This window comes from Pseudoalteromonas sp. BSi20652 (assembly GCF_000239855.1).
Taxonomy (GTDB): Bacteria; Pseudomonadota; Gammaproteobacteria; order Enterobacterales; family Alteromonadaceae; genus Pseudoalteromonas.
On record NZ_BADT01000108.1, the window covers coordinates 23,027 to 37,043 of the forward strand.

Consider the following 14,017-nt stretch of genomic DNA (forward strand, 5'->3'; position numbering starts at 1 on the left):
GAGGAGGTTAAATGCTTAAACACACCTAAGCGATAATTTGCCTTATTAAATGTATGGTGGACCTTTAGATATACACCAACTAATAGCAGTTAAACAAAATCTATTTCAGGCGCTAATAATAGTTTTCAATAACAGACTATATGGCTTGGATGAATTTATTTTTATGATTTTTCATCTAACATCCTATACTTTAAATATCCAATTTTAGGTAGCTTTTTTCACAAATTTTGCTGTTACCATCATTTCGCCAATGCCTTCTACTTTACAATCGAGTTCGTGATCTTTTTTATCAAGCACTCTTCTAACTACCGCTTTGGTGCCAATTTTAATTACTTGCGAGCTGCCTTTAATTTTTAAATTTTTGGCTACTGTCACTTTGTCGCCATCACTTAGCACAGTACCGTTGGCATCTTTTACACTAATAGCGTCTTCATCGTTTGTATTATTTGGGTTCCACTCATGAGCGCACTCTGGGCAAACAAGCAGTTGTTGGTCTTCGTAAACATATTCACATTGGCACTTTGGGCAAGCAGGCAGCGACATTTTTAACTCTCATAAGGTGTTGTTTTGCGTATTTTAATCTGCATTAGGTGGAAAATATAGTTAATCAATATTTTTCATCTTCACGCTAAAAATATCTCGTTTGTGCGTTTTTAAAAAAGGGCATATAAAGCACATGTCGCTTAAGCAATTTAAGCGCTAACTCGTACAGTAGGTACCTGTTAAAGCACCCATCATATTAAGTGATTCGCGCAATGCCCACTTAGTACGATGGGTGTTTCTATTTATAATGCTTAGTATTTTACTAAGCATGCTTTTTATATTTTGACTTAACTAGGAAAAGTCGTGTTTAAAACCTTAATTGTGGTTGATAACAACGAGCAAACGCTTGCTCAATCGTTCGAAAATGTAATTACGTTTAATACCTACTTACGTGATTACCCAAAACATAACGAACCAAAAACACGCATTATTAATCTGTGCGACTCAAGCCAATACTTGAGCAAAGGTTACTATTGCTCGTTACTTGCTGAGGCGCGCAAACACCAAGTTTTACCCAGTGTAAAAACCATTAATGCACTTCGTAGTGGCCAAGCTCCTATGTTAAATGTGGGCCAAATAGATGGCACACTTTATTTTGGTAATGCCCAAAACGATTTACAATCAAAAGCGGCAAAGTCGGTATTTAAACAATACCCAACGCCTATTTTATTTGTTGATGAACAAGGCTTATTACAACAAGGCTCGATGTCGTCTTTAAACGAGCAGCAGTACAGCGAATTTGTAGCCAAGCTAGATAACTTTACTAAAACGCAGTGGCGTATTAGTTCGGTGCAACGTCGTTTTAGATGGGACATGGCAATACTTGTTGATCATAACGAAAAAGTACCACCGAGTGATAAAGACGCCATTGCACGCTTTATTAAAGCAGCGGCTAAACACGGTATTTATGCACAAGCATTAAGCTTTGACGAAATTGACAATATTGCCCAGTTTGATGCGTTATTTATTCGCCAAACTACAGCGATTGACCATCCAACGTATCGCCTTGCAAGCAAAGCGCAAAGCCTGGGTTTAGTGGTTATTGACGATGCTGAGTCTATTTTACGTTGTTGTAATAAAGTGTATTTACACGATGCATTTAATTATCAAAAAGTGCCAAGTTTAAAAACGGTTGTAGTGGCTGATCAAGCAAATGAAACGCTTGAGCAATTAGAAGAAGCGTTTACGTATCCGCTTGTTTTAAAAATGCCTGAAGGGTCGTTCTCAAAAGGTGTGTTTAAAGTTTCAAACCGTGATGAGCTTGCCGCTAAGCTTACAGAGCTGTTTGAGTTTAGCGCATTAGTGCTTGCACAAGAGTACATGTATACCGAATACGATTGGCGAGTGGGTGTGTTAAATGGCCGTGCAATTTATGCATGCCGCTATTTAATGGCGCGTAACCATTGGCAAATTTATAACCACGACGCTAAACGGTTTTTCTCTGGTGGCTTTGAAACGTTACCAACCTTTGAGTTACCAAAAGCGGTGTTAGATGCAGCATTAAAAGCATGTAAAACAGTGGGTAGGGGTTTATATGGCGTAGATGTTAAAGAGCATCAAGGCAAAGCATATGTACTTGAAGTAAACGATAACCCAAGTATTGATCACAAAGTAGAAGACGGCTATTTAGGCGATGAGCTATACATGATCATTATGGATGAGTTTAAACAACGCTTAGAAGCTCGAGGTCGTGGGTAATAACATGAGCAACCTTGTTATTCGAAAGGCGCTTAGCAGTGATTTAAATGCACTGATTGACGTTGAAAACGCTTGCTTTAATAACGATAAATTGAGCCCGCGTAGTCTAAAACGGTGGCTTAGTGCAAAACACGGTATTTTACTCGTTGCCCAAAATGGCGAGAAAGTATGCGGATATGGATTAGTGTGGTGCCATAAAGGGACGCGTTTAGCGCGTTTATATTCGCTTGCTGTTTTACCCACAATGCAAGGTAAGGGCGTTGCAAAAGCACTGCTTACTAGCCTTGAAAAAGAAACGTGTGAGCGTGGGCGTATTTACCTTCGTTTAGAGGTGGCTGTAAATAACGAAAGCGCGATTGGGCTTTATAAAAGCTTGGGTTACAGAGTGTTTGGTCAATACAGCGATTATTACGATGACCACAGTGATGCCCTACGAATGCAAAAAAACATTCGACAAACAAGTGAGTTAAAAGTGGCACGTTTAACGCCGTGGTATCAGCAAACTACCGAGTTTACTTGTGGGCCTGCTGCGCTATTAATGGCAATGGGTGCACTTGAGCCTACAACTGAGCTAACTCAATCACATGAGCTGGCACTTTGGCGTGAAGGTACCACCATTTTTATGACATCGGGCCATGGTGGTTGCCATCCGTTTGGTTTGGCACTTGCCGCTAATAAGCGTGGTTTTAAAAGCGAGGTAATGGTAAATACCACAGAGCCTTTGTTTTTAGATGGCGTACGCAACGAAAACAAAAAAGTGGTACTTGCCACAGTGCATCAGCAATTTGTAGATGGTATTGCACAGGCAAATATACCGCTTACGCATAAAGATGTAGAGCTTGAGCATATTGAGCAGTGGTTAAGTAAAGGCTTTAGTGTGCTGTTATTAATTAGTACATACAGTTTTGATGGTAAAAAATCACCACATTGGGTGTGTGTTACGCACCTTGATGAGCACTGCGTGTATGTTCACGATCCATTTTGTGAGCCTGGTAACGATAAACAGCTCGCAATAGATTGCCAGTATGTACCTATTGCACGAAGTGATTTTAGTAAAATGTCAGCGTTTGGTAGCCAACGTTTAAGAACGGCGTTGGCTATAGCTAATAAAATATAAGGTTAACAGTGACTTTTTTAGATTTAATTGATGTAGCCCCGTATTCGTGGGCAGCTATTGGTACTGCGGCTTTTTGTGGTGCTATTATTGGTATAGAGCGCCAGTTGCGCGGCAAACCTGTCGGTATTCGTACATCAGCCCTAATAACCTTGGGTACATATTTGTTTTTATCCACTGCGTTTAATTTACAAGGGGATGTAATAGATCATTCTCGTGTAGTGGGGCAAATAATTACAGGTATTGGCTTTTTAGGGGCAGGCGTTATGCTCGCAAAAGATGGTGCAGTAGTGGGCGTAACCTCTGCTGCAACCATCTGGGTGCTTGCATCAATAGGCGTTATGATAGCGACCGAAAACCTTGGCGCTGCAATAAAACTCTCGGTGCTAGTGGTCGGTATTTTATACGGTGTTGACGTACTTGAGGCTAAATTTAAAAGCTTAAGTAAAGGTGTACACACTAAAGTAAAAAACTATCAAAAGCGCTATTATCGAAAAGAATTTAACGAATCAGAACGCCACTAAAAGTGGCGTTTTTTAGTGCTATTGAAATTAGTACTATTTGAACAAGCACCATAATTAGCCAAATAATTTTCTCCTAACTACTTTTCTGTAGCCACTGGGTGTTTGGCTTAATACTTTTTTAAACACGCGGGTTAAATGCCCTTGGTCGTTATATCCCACTTCTAAAGCCACTTCTTGAATTGATAAATTTGATGATGCTAATAACTCTTTCGCACCTTCTACGCGTAATTGTTGCCAATACTCAATAGGGCTTTGATTAGTTGCGGCTCTAAAACGGCGGGTAAAAGTACGGTAGCTCAAGCTAAATTGGGCAGCGACTTCTTGCAGGTTTAACTCGGTAGCTAAATTGGTTTTTAGCCAAAATTGAATTTGTGCAATTAGCTCGTCGGGGTGACGATCAACTGCACCCTCGAGATAGCGTTGATCTTCGTAGGGTTTACGTATTTCGTGCGAAAAGTTTCGCTCTACATGTTGAGCGGCGGCTTTTCCATAGTACTGACTAATAATATGTACGATCACATCTGCAAGGGCATTAAGGCTTGCTACGGTGTACATGCGTTCTGACTGGGTTATAAAAAAGTCGGGTTTTAAACGCACTAACGGGTAGTCGTGGCTAAATTGATTGGCGTAGTGCCAATGGGTGGTAGCAGGGTGCCCATCAAGTAAGCCAGCCTCAGCTAGTAAGCAGTTGCCAGTGCCTACACCAATTATATGGCTGCCTGCGCTAAAGCTCTCGCTTAGCCAATCAACTACGTCTTGATTTGTACGCACTACAGGGCGCGGGTTTCGCCAAATTCCGGGCACTATAATTAAATCGCTGTAGGGGGCGTTAGTTGTTATGCAATCAGGAATTATCGCAAGGCCTGCGCGAGTGGGTATAAATTCAGCATTTTTAGCCACTAAATTTATAGCAAGCGGTCTAAAACTTTGCTTATCAATATGGCCTCTAGCAAAGGCTTCGCCGGCTCTTAGCATCTCAATAGGCAGCGTTAAACTAGTCACTAATAAATGCGGATAAACCGCTATAGCAATGTTTAATGGTGGATTAGTGTTTTTTTCAGTCATATAAATGCTCCGACCAGTACATTTTGGCCTTTTGTGCTGAATATTTGGCTATTAAAGCACAATGTGTGGTGCATAATCCATTTAAACTGCGTGTTCTCCTTATAACACGTTTCTAAAAGGTAAATTATGACTGCATTACCCGTAATAGTAGGCATGGGTGGCATTAACGCCGCTGGCCGTACTTCTTTTCATCAAGGTTATCGCCGTATCGTGTTAGATAGTTTAAATGCTCAAGAACGCAGTGAAACATTTTTAGGCCTGGCCACACTGATGAATCTAGTAAGCGTTGTAAACGGCCAATTACAAGATACACAAGGTAATAATGTTGAGCAAAGCGACATAGAAGCACGCTTTGGTGAGCAAATTATTGCTGGTACTCTTATTCGTAAAATTGAAAAAGAACACTTTGATGCCGATGCCACACCGTGGCAGCAAAAAATGACGCTAAACGCATCAAGCGATAACGCAATTGTGTTTGAAACTCGCGCTCGCGACTTACCGGTACCTGTTCCAGCTAGCTGGCAAGTTGAAGAACTTGAAGGCAAAAAAGTAAAAGTAACTATTGCAGCCGACTTAGATGTTAAGCATGACTCAACACGTGATAATCCAATTAAATCTGCAGGGCAATTTCCGACTGGGTTTGATCCGTCTGTTATGTATAACAGCCGCTATCAGCCTCGTGGTTTGCAAGCGACTATTTTTGCAGCTACCGATGCGATTAAATCAACAGGGCTTGATTGGCAGCATATTATGAATAGCGTAGAGCCAGATAAAATTGGTACCTATTCAGCATCGGTAATTGGCCAAATGGACGACAAAGGCCTAGGCGGTTTAGTAAAGGCGCGCCAACAAGGCGACCGTGTTAGCACTAAGCAGTTAGCACTGGGTTTAAATACAATGTCGACCGACTTTATTAACGCGTATGTTACGGGCAATGTAGGGACTACGTTTTCGACCTCGGGCGCCTGTGCTACGTTTTTATACAACTTACGTGCAGCGGTTAACGACATACAGGCAGGGCGTACACGCGTTGCGGTTGTCGCAAGTGTTGAATGTGCTATTACACCAGAAGTGATTGAAGGCTTTGGTAACATGAGCGCGCTTGCTAACGTTGAAGGGCTGCGTCGTTTAGATAACTTATCAAATGATGAAGAACCAAATTACCGAAATAGCAGCCGCCCATTTGGCGATAACTGTGGCTTTACATTAGGTGAAGGCGCGCAAGTTGCTATTTTAATGGATGATGCTTTAGCCCTTGAGTTGGGCGCTGATATTATGGGCAGCGTGCCGGATGTGTTTGTAAATGCAGATGGCGTTAAAAAATCAATTACGTCACCTGGCCCAGGTAATTATATTACCATGGCAAAATCAGTAGCACTTGCTAGCAGCTTATTAGGTAAAGAAGCACTACAAGAACGTAGCTTTATTTTAGCCCATGGTTCTAGTACACCGCAAAACCGTGTAACAGAGTCTTTGATTTATCATAAAGTGGCACAAACGTTTACTATTAATAATTGGAAAGTAACAGCGCCAAAAGCCTATGTTGGTCATACTATAGCTCCTGCAAGTGGCGACCAATTAGCGATAGCTTTAGGTGTATTTAGCCATAATATTATGCCGGGTATTACCACAATTGATAAAGTGGCTGATGATGTTTACACCGATCATCTTGATATTCGTAATAGCCATTACGAATGCGCCGATATGGATATTGCTTTTATAAATTCAAAAGGCTTTGGCGGTAACAATGCAACAGCTACCGTACTTTCACCAAAAGTAACAATGCAAATGCTCGCTAAGCGCCATGGCGATGAAGTTATGAGTAGTTACGCGCAGAAAAACGTGGCAATTAAAGCCGCGCAACAAACGTATCAAGCTCAAGCTGATTTAGGCCAATATGAGCTTATTTACCGCTTTGGCGACGGACTTATTGACGACAACGACATTGTAATAGACGAGCAAAGTATTCAGTTACCTGGCTTTGAAAAAGCAATTACGTTTAGCACAACAAATTCCTATCAAGATATGTTTTAAGCACACATACTTGTTAGCAAGGCGCTTTTTAAGCGCCTTTTTTAATGCCTCAAATATATTTATCTATTAAGTTTTTTCTAAGTGAAGCTCATTAAATGAACTATTTTTTTGTATTTACACTTGCTTTTATGTCGATCGTTTGTTTCTATTATATAAACACTATCTAGGATGGATAAAACTGATGAAAAAACTAATATTAGCGCTTTCTTTAACTTCTGCTTTTACTCAACTCTCTGCGTTTGCTGACGACTTTGTCCCTGCAGAGGTGATTAATAAAAACTACGATCAGCTCACTAATACTTCTTCGCGCGCTTCGAGGTTAGAGGGGATTAATTTGAGCAGTTACGTGGTTGATAAAAGCGGGCAGGTTAGCGATATCGAAATTGTAGCTTCAGCTGGTCAAAAGAAATATCAAAGAGAAGTAATGGACTACGTGTCTAAGCTCAACTATAAAAGTGCAAAACTAAATGGCGAGACTATACCTGTAGCAAAAACCATTACTGTAAGTTCGCAAAATTTACATATTAATTTTTCAAACGATAAAGCGTCTCGCGGCTTTTTTAATGATTATGAGCAAGCTAGTAAATTAATTGATGAAAAGAAATACGATGAAGCTAAAAGCCGTATCGATGAATTAGAAAATGAACATACAAAAAATACGGTTGAGATTGTTTTGCTTGCATGGCTTAAAAGCCAGCACAGTTATTTTGTGCAAGATTGGAAGAGCTTTGATCAGCATATCTACGAAGCGTTTTTATTTAGAGAAAATCTACCGGATCAAATTCAAAAACGTGTGATTAAAAACGCTTTACAGTGGTTTATATCAAAACAAGATTATGTACGTGCTTATGATGCAATAGATGCACTAGGCAATATTGAATCCATAACCTTTACAGAGCAAAACAAGGAACAGTTGTTAACTCAAGTGAACGATATTTATAAAAACTCGGGAGATATTGAGCAACAATTTAGTTTAGCTTCAGAACAAGCTGTAATGCCTATGATGTCGAAGTCTGAAGTTAAATTAGAATCAGAATTACCACTGAGCAAAGTGCAACTTAGATGCGAAAACAAAGTCGTTGACTATGACACTAATACAATTGATAAAATTGTTATTTCGAAAAATGATTTGCGTTGTGGATTATTAATAAAAAGCGCTCAAGCACAAACAATTACACTTAAGCAAAGCGGTGAAAGCTTTTTATAAAAATTGTAACTCCCCACATATAAATTATGGGGAGTTATTGCATTAATAAGTCTTGGCTATTTAAACAATGCATTGGAATTTTGCTGCAATACTTATTAAAAAAACAGTTACTTAAACTTTTTTACATACCTAAGCGTTATAAAATTAATAATGGCAAGTAAAATGGCTATTTCGTAGCGGCTGTACGCTACGGCTATACCAATTAAACCCATATTCCAAATACTTGCTGCGGTTGCTGTGCCGGAGGTTGATTTATTATTTTTCAAAATTGCGCCACCGCCAATAAAACCAATGCCCGTAATGATGCCTTGCAATATTTTTGATTGAGCTTCTGCGCCATCTAAAACCGACATAGCAATTAATGCATACCCACACGATGCAACAGCAACAAGAGGAAAGGTACGAAGGCCTGCGCCATCATTACTTCGCTCTCTGTCGTAAGCCATGGGTAGTGCAAGTAGGTATGCAATACCTAAGTGTATTAAATTATCGATGATTTCATTCCACTGTAAATCAATTTCCATTATTGAGCCTGTGCTGGTTAACTTTGTTAATAATAAGCAAAAAGCAAGCCATGGCATAAATGACCGTTAATCAATGAGTTATTGTTAATACCTGTATTTAACAAGAATTATTGAGGAAACTTTTACATGTTTTTATTACTATTTTACGCAATAGTTAATTTGATCTGAGTTTTAAAGCCCCGTATTCTTTTATCCAGACTAAAAGACACCTATGTGAATCTCTTGCCTTTAAATAAAACATTAAGCACACCCACTAAGCTTGAAAAAACAGCCTTACTATTTTGCGTTGGGTTATCTGTTATTGCTTTTTTATTTCCTGAATTACTCACAGAGCACTTACAACCCGCTATTAATAAAATTTTAGGTTATTTAGGGTCGCCATTTTTTATATTGGTAAACCTGTTACTTTTTCTGTGATAGCTATTGCTATAAGCCCATTAGGGCAACGAAAAATAGGAGGAGTACAAGCACTTGTTGAGTTTAGTACCTTTGGTTGGCTTTCTATGTTGTTTGCAGCAGGAATGGGCTCAGGACTTATATTTTGGGGAGTAGCAGAGCCTGCACTACACACGGTTAATTCGCCTTTAAAGCAAAGCTTGTATCCTAACAATCAAACAAGTGGTTTGGCACTTACACTAGTTAATTGGGGCGCGCATGCATGGGCACTCTATGCAGTATTTGGCTTGGTATTAGGTGGGCTTACTCGCAATAGTGGTAAAGCGGGCGATATTAGCGCTCCTGTGATCAGTGCAACTAAAAGCGTTATTAATCGGGCTTGGCAGTTACAGCTGAGCTTTAGCATTAAATTAATTGCCATACTTGCAATATTTTTTGGTGTCGTGGGCACAATTGCTAATTCAACTTTATTACTGCGTAAGGGGCTCGAGCTTGAGTTAGGGCTTGAGTCTGCTTTATTTTCGGGGTTTATTATTATTTTTTTAATTGCGCTGCTTTATACCATTTCTGCAAAGTTGGGGCTTAAAAAAAGGAATTCAAACTCTTAGTAAGTTTAATGTGTTTTTAGCTATTTTCACTTATAGCATGGCTATTAATTTTTGTGCCCATAAAGCCAATTATAGACATAGCAATAGGCGGTACATGGGATTACATTCAGCTCATAACCACAGGAACATGGCAGTTTGAAAGCGTACTTAATGACCCAGCATGGGCAACAGGTTGGACATACAATTACTATTTTTGGTGGTTAGCTTGGGGTCCGTTTGTTGGTGTGTTTTTGGCAAAAATTAGCCAAGGACGGCCGGTTTGGCAATACATTTTAGGTGTCGTATTTGTACCAACCTTTGTGACTATTATATGGTTTAGTGTGTTTTCGGGCTCTGCAATTGCGTGGGAACAAACGCACAATGCAGGCATTTTAGTGGCTATTAAAGCCGATTATACGCAAGGGCTGTTTGTATTCTTCGAGCAATTAGGGTGGCAAGGCGGTTTATTAATTTGGTCAAGTTTATTGCTTCTACTCATTTTTGTAGCCACATCGGCAGACTCAGCTATTTTGGTTATTCGCCAATTAAGTGGTGCAAGTGATGCTCAAACATGGAGCTTGTATGCTTGGTCGTTTGCACTAGGTTTATGCGCTTTTGTTTTGTTAGTACAAAACAATGAACCATTAAACAGAAGCGTTGCTATTATTGGAGCGCTTCCTTTTTTAATTATATTTATGTTGCAATTAATTGGTTTTATTAAAGAGTTTACAAATGAACTAATCAATGAAGAATAAGTATTCATTTAAATATGCCATTATCCTTAACACATTTTTACAGAGTTATTTTAAAAAAAGGCTAAAATTAAGGTATTAGCCAGTAGTTAGCATTCAGGATGAATTATGCGTATTTTAGTTATTGTTGTTTTTTTACAAAGTTTACTCGGTTGTACCGCTGTAGGTGTATTGCTTGATAATTCAGCACGCTCGGGTAGTAGCTCTACAAGTTCCGGTACTTTTGTAAAAGACGAAGACGGCTTGAGTTTCTCAAAAATGGGTTACGCAGTTGACTCCGCTATAGTGCAGTTTGTAAAAGATGAGAGCAATCCAAAACAAACATGTAGGCAAGTAACAAAGAGTTTAAAAGAGTGTGTAGATGTTGAGGGATCTAATCTACACACTAACGAATCTCACTCTAAGCAGTTAAAAACTGATGATGAAATAATAAGTGTTGGTCAATAAAGCTGCTTATAAAAAAGTAGCTATGATCGTAGCCTGCTTGCATTTCAAGTGTAAGCGGGTAGCCTTTTTTATCTGCAATAGCGACTAAGTTTTCTGGCTTAAGTTGCTCTTGTAAAAAGCCATCAGCATCACCTTGACTCAGTAACATGGGTAAGTAATGAGCTTGCTCTGCGTTTTTCATCAGCTCGCAGCTGTCGTATTGCTTCCAAAGCGCTTTATCATTTCCTAAATAACCAGTAAATGCTTTTACACCCCAAGGGCATTCAATCGGATTTACAATAGGGCTAAAAGCCGAGGCACTTACAAACGCAGTCGGGTTTTTAAGTGCAACCATTAATGCACCGTGCCCGCCCATAGAGTGACCGCTAATTGCTTTTGTGCTTGTTATTGGAAAATGTTGTTCTATCAATGCTGGTAATTCGTTTACAACATAATCGTACATATTAAAATGGGTGTTGTAAGGCGCTTGCGTGGCATTCACGTAAAAGCCTGCACCTTGTGCAAAGTCGTAGCTGTCTTCATTGGGTACATTTTCGCCACGCGGGCTGGTGTCAGGCGCTACAATAGCAATACCCAGCTCTGCTGCTTTTTTAAATGCACCGGCTTTTTGCATAAAATTTTCGTCGGTACAGGTTAAACCTGATAACCAATAAAGTACCGGTACTTTATTTGCTTCACTTGCGCCTGGTGGCAAAAATACGGCAAAGCGCATAGTGCAATGTGTACTTTGCGAGCTATGAGTATATTGTTTATGCCAACCGCCAGACACTTTTACACTTGAGATGTTTTCTAACATACTTAATCCTCAAAAGCCGTAAACTTAAAAGTATTACGGCTTATTATTAAACGTGCTTAGCAGTTATTAGTAATGAATGACTGTACGAATGCTTTTACCTTCGTGCATTAAATCAAACGCTTCGTTAATATCTTCAAGGCTCATTGTGTGAGTAATAAAGTCGCTAAGAGCAAATTCACCTGCCATGTAACGCTCAACAATGTCAGGAAGTTGTGAACGGCCTTTAACGCCACCAAATGCACTACCACGCCATACACGCCCAGTTACTAGTTGAAACGGACGGGTTGATATTTCTTGGCCTGCACCCGCCACACCAATAATTACTGACTCACCCCAACCTTTGTGGCAACACTCAAGCGCTGAGCGCATCACGTCAACATTACCAATACATTCAAACGAGTAGTCAACGCCGCCGTCTGTCATTTCAACAATTACTTCTTGAATTGGCTTGTCAAAATCTTTTGGATTAATTAAATCAGTTGCACCTAGTTTTGTAGCTAAGTCGAATTTAGTAGTGTTTATATCAACACCAATAATACGGCTTGCGCCAGCCATTTTTGCGCCAATAATTGCAGATAAACCAATACCACCTAGGCCGAATATAGCAACGGTGTCACCAGCTTTTACTTTAGCTGTGTTGGTTACCGCACCCATACCGGTTGTTACACCACAGCCTAGTAAACAAATTTCCTCTAAAGAAGCTTCTTTGTTTACTTTAGCGAGTGAGATTTCTGGCAATACAGTGTACTCAGAGAATGTTGATGTACCCATGTAGTGATAAATTGGTTGGCCGTCTTTAAAAAAGCGTGTAGTGCCGTCAGGCATTAGGCCTTTACCTTGTGTTTCGCGCACTGCTGAGCACAAGTTAGTTTTACCTGAAGTACACATTTTACATACGCCACATTCTGCAGTGTATAAAGGAATAACATGATCCCCAACTTCAACACTCGTTACGCCTTCGCCAACAGCATAGACAACACCAGCGCCTTCGTGACCTAAAATAGCAGGAAATATGCCTTCAGGATCTTGGCCCGATAATGTAAATGCATCGGTATGACACACACCTGTAGCGGTAATTTTTACCATTACTTCGCCTTTTTTAGGCATCATTACATCAACTTCTTCAACGCTAAGTGGTTGATTAGGGCCCCAAGCAATGGCCGCTTTTGATTTGATAAATTCAGACATGTGTTTTATTTCCTTTAATGAGCTATTCAAAAAATAATAGTAGACCCAATTTACTTGGGGAATGGGGTTATTGTATTTGTTTCTCAAATAATGATAATCTCGATTTTATTAAAACACCTTTACAGTATGGTAATAATGGCGCGTTGGAATGGAATAGATGAATTTATAGCGGTTGGTGATGAGGGCAGCTTTACTGCGGCTGCAAAAACGCTTGGGCTTTCGGTTGCCCATATTAGCCGACACGTTACAGCGCTTGAGCAACGTTTAAATACGCAACTTTTAACCCGTACTACTCGTAAAGTGGTGTTAACTAATGAAGGTGAAGTGTATTTACATCAAATAAAGCACTTACAACACGCTATGGATGAAGCAACTCAAGGTCTTGCTATTCAACAAAGCTCCCCTAAAGGAAAAATAAAACTCACCGCACCAGTTATGTACGGAGAGAGCTTTATTATGCCCATAGTACATAATTTCATGAAGGATCATCCCGAGGTCGAAGTTGTTGCTACACTAAGTAATGAGCAAGAAAACTTGTTAGAGGGCGGTTTTGATTTAGCCATAAGGCTTGGGCACTTAAAAGATTCGAGCTTAAAGGCGCGTAGGTTAAGTGCGCGGCGTTTTATTATGTGCGCGGCACCGCAGTATTTAACTCGATTTGGTGAGCCGCATACTTTAGGCGAGCTAAACAGCCATGAATGTTTAATTGGTAATAGCAGCTACTGGCGCGTAAACGAAAATGGGCGCGATAAACACATTAAAATAGCGGGGCGATTACAGTGTAATAGTGGTTGGGCGCTGGTGGATGGCGCAAAAAAGGGGCTCGGTATTGTTCAACTCCCAGACTACTACATAGAAAACGAAATTAACTCAGGGCAATTAGTGCCTATTTTAACACCCTATCAACCACAGCAAGAAGGAGTATGGGGCGTGTATCCACCAAGACAGTTTGTGGCCACTAATGTACGGGTATTGCTCGATTATTTAGTTAAAGGGCTGAAAGCTTAACCGCGAGTTAATGGTTAAGTACATATTGCTTTAAATATAGCCAAGTATCAGATTTTTAAATTATTTCTTACATTTTACGCCATACCCAAAGGCACTTTTTTCGTGCTACTATTGCTCAATACTTTTACAATAAT

General features: G+C 39.9%; 14 protein-coding genes. 9 read left to right on the plus strand and 5 right to left on the minus strand.

Features of this window, described 5'->3' with window-relative positions; genetic code table 11:
• Positions 1-204 precede the first annotated feature (204 nt).
• Complete coding sequence (locus tag P20652_RS08705; RefSeq protein ID WP_008168984.1) at positions 205-543, minus strand: zinc ribbon domain-containing protein YjdM; 339 nt, start codon at positions 541-543, stop codon at positions 205-207.
• A 303-nt stretch (positions 544-846) separates the two neighbouring features.
• On the opposite strand from P20652_RS08705, the gene P20652_RS08700 reads away from it, so the two are divergent.
• From P20652_RS08700 to P20652_RS08690, 3 genes are read left to right on the plus strand one after another with little or no spacing between them, the layout of a single operon-like run.
• Positions 847-2,241 carry a RimK family protein gene (locus tag P20652_RS08700; protein WP_008168986.1) on the plus strand — a complete coding sequence of 465 codons (1,395 nt, stop codon included), beginning with the start codon at positions 847-849 and terminating at the stop codon, positions 2,239-2,241.
• A gap of 4 nt (positions 2,242-2,245) precedes the next feature.
• Complete coding sequence (locus P20652_RS08695) at positions 2,246-3,358, plus strand: GNAT family N-acetyltransferase/peptidase C39 family protein (protein ID WP_008168988.1); 1,113 nt, start codon at positions 2,246-2,248, stop codon at positions 3,356-3,358.
• 8 nt (positions 3,359-3,366) lie between these two features.
• Complete coding sequence (locus P20652_RS08690) at positions 3,367-3,879, plus strand: MgtC/SapB family protein (RefSeq protein WP_002960746.1); 513 nt, start codon at positions 3,367-3,369, stop codon at positions 3,877-3,879.
• 54 nt (positions 3,880-3,933) lie between these two features.
• On the opposite strand, the gene P20652_RS08685 is transcribed toward P20652_RS08690, so the two are convergent.
• On the minus strand, positions 3,934-4,944 hold the full coding sequence (locus tag P20652_RS08685; RefSeq protein ID WP_008168989.1) for a GlxA family transcriptional regulator: 1,011 nt from the start codon (positions 4,942-4,944) through the stop codon (positions 3,934-3,936).
• A gap of 126 nt (positions 4,945-5,070) precedes the next feature.
• Here P20652_RS08685 and P20652_RS08680 point away from each other — a divergent pair, with 126 nt between their 5' ends.
• Both P20652_RS08680 and P20652_RS08675 read left to right on the plus strand, forming a co-directional pair.
• Positions 5,071-6,978 (plus strand): beta-ketoacyl synthase, encoded by a 1,908-nt coding sequence (locus P20652_RS08680; protein WP_008168991.1) that lies wholly within the window; start codon positions 5,071-5,073, stop codon positions 6,976-6,978.
• Positions 6,979-7,159: 181 nt separating this feature from the next.
• A complete protein-coding gene (locus P20652_RS08675) occupies positions 7,160-8,185 on the plus strand; it encodes an energy transducer TonB (RefSeq protein WP_008168993.1) in 1,026 nt (341 codons plus the stop codon).
• A gap of 107 nt (positions 8,186-8,292) precedes the next feature.
• Here the strand turns inward: P20652_RS08675 and P20652_RS08670 are convergent, their stop codons facing one another.
• The gene (locus P20652_RS08670) at positions 8,293-8,709 is read right to left on the minus strand and encodes an MgtC/SapB family protein (protein ID WP_033017512.1); all 417 of its coding nucleotides are present in this window, start codon (positions 8,707-8,709) and stop codon (positions 8,293-8,295) included.
• 413 nt (positions 8,710-9,122) lie between these two features.
• Here P20652_RS08670 and P20652_RS21355 point away from each other — a divergent pair, with 413 nt between their 5' ends.
• From P20652_RS21355 to P20652_RS08660, 3 genes are all read left to right on the plus strand, one after another.
• Positions 9,123-9,713 (plus strand): BCCT family transporter, encoded by a 591-nt coding sequence (locus tag P20652_RS21355; protein ID WP_008168997.1) that lies wholly within the window; start codon positions 9,123-9,125, stop codon positions 9,711-9,713.
• Between the two features lie 53 nt (positions 9,714-9,766).
• Positions 9,767-10,447, plus strand: a complete 681-nt coding sequence (locus P20652_RS21360) for a BCCT family transporter (protein WP_008168998.1) — start codon at positions 9,767-9,769, stop codon at positions 10,445-10,447.
• A 105-nt stretch (positions 10,448-10,552) separates the two neighbouring features.
• Positions 10,553-10,891: a hypothetical protein gene (locus tag P20652_RS08660; protein ID WP_008168999.1), complete on the plus strand. Its 339-nt coding sequence runs from the start codon at positions 10,553-10,555 to the stop codon at positions 10,889-10,891.
• Here the strand turns inward: P20652_RS08660 and fghA are convergent.
• Both fghA and P20652_RS08650 read right to left on the minus strand, forming a co-directional pair.
• Complete coding sequence (gene fghA / locus P20652_RS08655; protein WP_008169001.1) at positions 10,845-11,687, minus strand: S-formylglutathione hydrolase; 843 nt, start codon at positions 11,685-11,687, stop codon at positions 10,845-10,847. The genes P20652_RS08660 and fghA overlap by 47 nt on opposite strands.
• Before the next feature lie 66 nt (positions 11,688-11,753).
• Complete coding sequence (locus P20652_RS08650; RefSeq protein ID WP_008169003.1) at positions 11,754-12,875, minus strand: S-(hydroxymethyl)glutathione dehydrogenase/class III alcohol dehydrogenase; 1,122 nt, start codon at positions 12,873-12,875, stop codon at positions 11,754-11,756.
• Positions 12,876-13,010: 135 nt separating this feature from the next.
• Here P20652_RS08650 and P20652_RS08645 point away from each other — a divergent pair, with 135 nt between their 5' ends.
• The gene (locus P20652_RS08645; protein WP_008169005.1) at positions 13,011-13,883 is read left to right on the plus strand and encodes a LysR family transcriptional regulator; all 873 of its coding nucleotides are present in this window, start codon (positions 13,011-13,013) and stop codon (positions 13,881-13,883) included.
• The last annotated feature ends 134 nt before the right edge of the window (positions 13,884-14,017 follow it).

What these genes read in the sequence shown, in the direction of transcription:
- P20652_RS08705 (WP_008168984.1), bottom strand. Translation starts at nt 543, where the DNA reads ATGTCGCTGCCTGCTTGCCCAAAGTGCCAATGTGAATATGTTTACGAA.
- P20652_RS08695 (WP_008168988.1), top strand. Translation starts at nt 2,246, where the DNA reads ATGAGCAACCTTGTTATTCGAAAGGCGCTTAGCAGTGATTTAAATGCA.
- P20652_RS08685 (WP_008168989.1), bottom strand. Translation starts at nt 4,944, where the DNA reads ATGACTGAAAAAAACACTAATCCACCATTAAACATTGCTATAGCGGTT.
- P20652_RS08680 (WP_008168991.1), top strand. Translation starts at nt 5,071, where the DNA reads ATGACTGCATTACCCGTAATAGTAGGCATGGGTGGCATTAACGCCGCT.
- P20652_RS08675 (WP_008168993.1), top strand. Translation starts at nt 7,160, where the DNA reads ATGAAAAAACTAATATTAGCGCTTTCTTTAACTTCTGCTTTTACTCAA.
- P20652_RS08670 (WP_033017512.1), bottom strand. Translation starts at nt 8,709, where the DNA reads ATGGAAATTGATTTACAGTGGAATGAAATCATCGATAATTTAATACAC.
- P20652_RS08660 (WP_008168999.1), top strand. Translation starts at nt 10,553, where the DNA reads ATGCGTATTTTAGTTATTGTTGTTTTTTTACAAAGTTTACTCGGTTGT.
- fghA (WP_008169001.1), bottom strand. Translation starts at nt 11,687, where the DNA reads ATGTTAGAAAACATCTCAAGTGTAAAAGTGTCTGGCGGTTGGCATAAA.
- P20652_RS08650 (WP_008169003.1), bottom strand. Translation starts at nt 12,875, where the DNA reads ATGTCTGAATTTATCAAATCAAAAGCGGCCATTGCTTGGGGCCCTAAT.
- P20652_RS08645 (WP_008169005.1), top strand. Translation starts at nt 13,011, where the DNA reads ATGGCGCGTTGGAATGGAATAGATGAATTTATAGCGGTTGGTGATGAG.